The sequence below is a fragment of the Bordetella petrii genome (genome assembly GCF_020991325.1).
GTDB lineage: Bacteria > Pseudomonadota > Gammaproteobacteria > Burkholderiales > Burkholderiaceae_B > Bordetella_A > Bordetella_A petrii_E.
The window spans coordinates 1-2338 of the sequence record NZ_JAJMLX010000433.1; the positions used below are offsets into that span (position 1 = coordinate 1).

Consider the following 2338-nt stretch of genomic DNA (forward strand, 5'->3'; position numbering starts at 1 on the left):
GGGGCGCAGGCCAGTTCGGCCGCGGCCGTCGGCGTGGGCGCGCGCACGTCGGCCACGAAATCCACGATGGTGAAATCGGTTTCGTGCCCCACCCCGCTGATGACAGGTATGGCGCTGGCGGCTACCAGCCGCGCCAGCGTCTCGTCATTGAAGCTCCACAGGTCTTCGATGCTGCCCCCGCCACGCACCAGCAGCAGGGTATCTACTTCCTGCCGCGCGTTGGCCAACTGCAACTGCGCGGCTAGCCTGCCGGCGGCGTCGCCACCCTGCACCGGCGCGGGATAGACGATGACCGGCACCTGCGGCGCCCGCCGCGCCAGGGCCGACAACACGTCGCGCAGCGCGGCAGCGTGCAGGGACGTAATGACGCCAATGGCGCGGGGCAAGGCCACGGGCGCCCGCTTGGCGGCCGGATCGAACAGGCCTTCGTCCGCCAACTGTGCCTTTAGCCGCAGGAAGGCCTCGTACAGATTGCCTAATCCGGCCCGGCGCATGCCGTCGGCCTGCAGTTGGTAATCGCCCCGCGGCTCGTACAGCGACACCCGCGCCCTGACCTCGACCTGGTCGCCCGCCCGCGGCACGAAGCCGACCGCGGAGGCACGGCTGCGGAACATCACCGCACGCACCGCCGCCCGGCTGTCTTTCAAAGTGAAGTACCAGTGGCCGGACGCCGCCTGTGTGAAATTGGAGATCTCGCCCCGCACCCACAGCGCGGGGATGTTACGGTCCAGCAATTGGCCCACTGCTTGATTCAACTGGGCAACTGTCATGATATCCCGCGTAAATACGTCGTTTTTTACGGGAAATTCAATTGTCATAAGGCTTTCCAGAGAGGTACCTGTCCACAGGGCTGGCTGGGCGGGGCTAAATGATATCGCGGCCCGGTCCCATCTTGCTGTATGCCCGCAGCGCTAGCAAATTAGATTCAAGTATTTGATTTTTATGTAGAAATTTGCCTGTCATAAACACACCACCCAGCCCCGATCCAGCCCGAAGCCAGCATTTGTCCGTGTTTGGGGCAAGTTCTGCACAGAATTATCCACAAAAATTGTGGATAGTTTGCGGCCGGGCGCCGGTCTTGCCAGGGGGCCTTCCGCCCGTTACAGTTCGCCCTGGAAATCGGCCGCGCCGCGCTGGCGCTGCCTCCCCCAGGAGCCCAAGTCTTGCTGTCCATTGTCCGCGAAGCCGGGTGGCCGATCTGGCCGCTGCTCGTCACGTCCATCCTGGGCCTGGCATTGATTGTCGAACGCCTGCTGTCGCTGCGGCGCAGCCTGATCCTGCCCCGCGGGCTCGCCGACCAGGTGCTGGACATGCAACGCAACGGCCAGGACACACCGGAAGCCCTGGTCCGGCTGGAACGCAATTCGCCGCTGGGCCGCATCCTGGCCGAAGTGCTGCGCCAGCGGCATCAGCCGCGCGAAGCCCAGCGCGCCTCGGTCGAAGACGTTGGGCGCGCCGTGGCGCATGACCTGAACCGCTACATTCCCGCGCTGGGTACCGTGGCCGTCATAGCGCCCCTGATGGGGCTGTTCGGCACCGTGGTCGGCATGATCGAGATTTTCGGTTCGTACACGCCGTCGGGGGGCGACCCCGCCCAATTGGCCCGTGGCATATCCATCGCGCTGTATAACACTGCATTCGGCATCCTCATCGCCATTCCCGCCATGATCGCCCACCGCTATCTGCGCGGCCGTGTCGACAACCTGCTCAATGCCATGGAACAGGTCGCCGCGCGCGTGGCGCGCGCCAGCGCGGCGGCCCCAGCGCCAGGTACCGCGCGATGAATTTCCGTGGCACGCGCGGCGAACGCGACGATCTCGAGATCAATCTGATCCCATTAATCGACGTTCTGCTGGTGATTCTGATTTTCCTGGCCGTCACCACCTCGTTCGCGCGCTATACCCAATTGAAAGTCGCCCTGCCCGAGGCGGCCATCGAACAGGACACGCCGCCCGCCATCGAGGTCGCGGTCAGCCGCGAAGGCCGCTACGCGGTCAATGGCACGCTGGTGGATGCCGCCGGCGCGGCCGATATCGCCCAGTCCCTGGCGCAGGCGGCCGCCGGCAAGGCCCAGCCCTTGCTGGTGATCCATGCCGATGCCCAGGCATCGCACCAGTCGGTCGTCAATGTCATGGAAGCCGCCCGCCTGGCCGGCATAGGCCGGGTCAATTTCGCCGCCCAGAACGCCCGGTGAAACCGTCCTCATCGTTTCCCGAGCGCCATTGGCAACAAGACAGCTGGCTTTCCCGCCTGCTGCAGCCGCTGGCCGCCCTGACCGCCCGCCACGTGGCGCGGCGCCGCACCCGCTACCAGGCCGGGCTGCGGCCGGTGTACCGCG

The 2338-nt window shown here is 65.8% G+C and carries 3 protein-coding genes; 2 read left to right on the forward strand and 1 reads right to left on the reverse strand.

Annotation, left to right across the window (positions count from 1 at the left end; genetic code table 11):
* The coding region (gene xseA / locus LPZ50_RS24150) for an exodeoxyribonuclease VII large subunit (protein WP_230665378.1) at positions 1-818 on the reverse strand (818 nt) is incomplete at its 3' end.
* 345 nt (positions 819-1163) lie between these two features.
* Here xseA and LPZ50_RS24155 point away from each other — a divergent pair.
* Together LPZ50_RS24155 and LPZ50_RS24160 are read left to right on the forward strand one after the other, a co-directional pair.
* The gene (locus LPZ50_RS24155; protein ID WP_230665379.1) at positions 1164-1784 is read left to right on the forward strand and encodes a MotA/TolQ/ExbB proton channel family protein; all 621 of its coding nucleotides are present in this window, start codon (positions 1164-1166) and stop codon (positions 1782-1784) included.
* Positions 1781-2194 carry an ExbD/TolR family protein gene (locus tag LPZ50_RS24160; protein ID WP_230665380.1) on the forward strand — a complete coding sequence of 138 codons (414 nt, stop codon included), beginning with the start codon at positions 1781-1783 and terminating at the stop codon, positions 2192-2194. Before LPZ50_RS24155 ends, LPZ50_RS24160 begins: the two co-directional genes overlap by 4 nt.
* Positions 2195-2338: the final 144 nt, after the last annotated feature.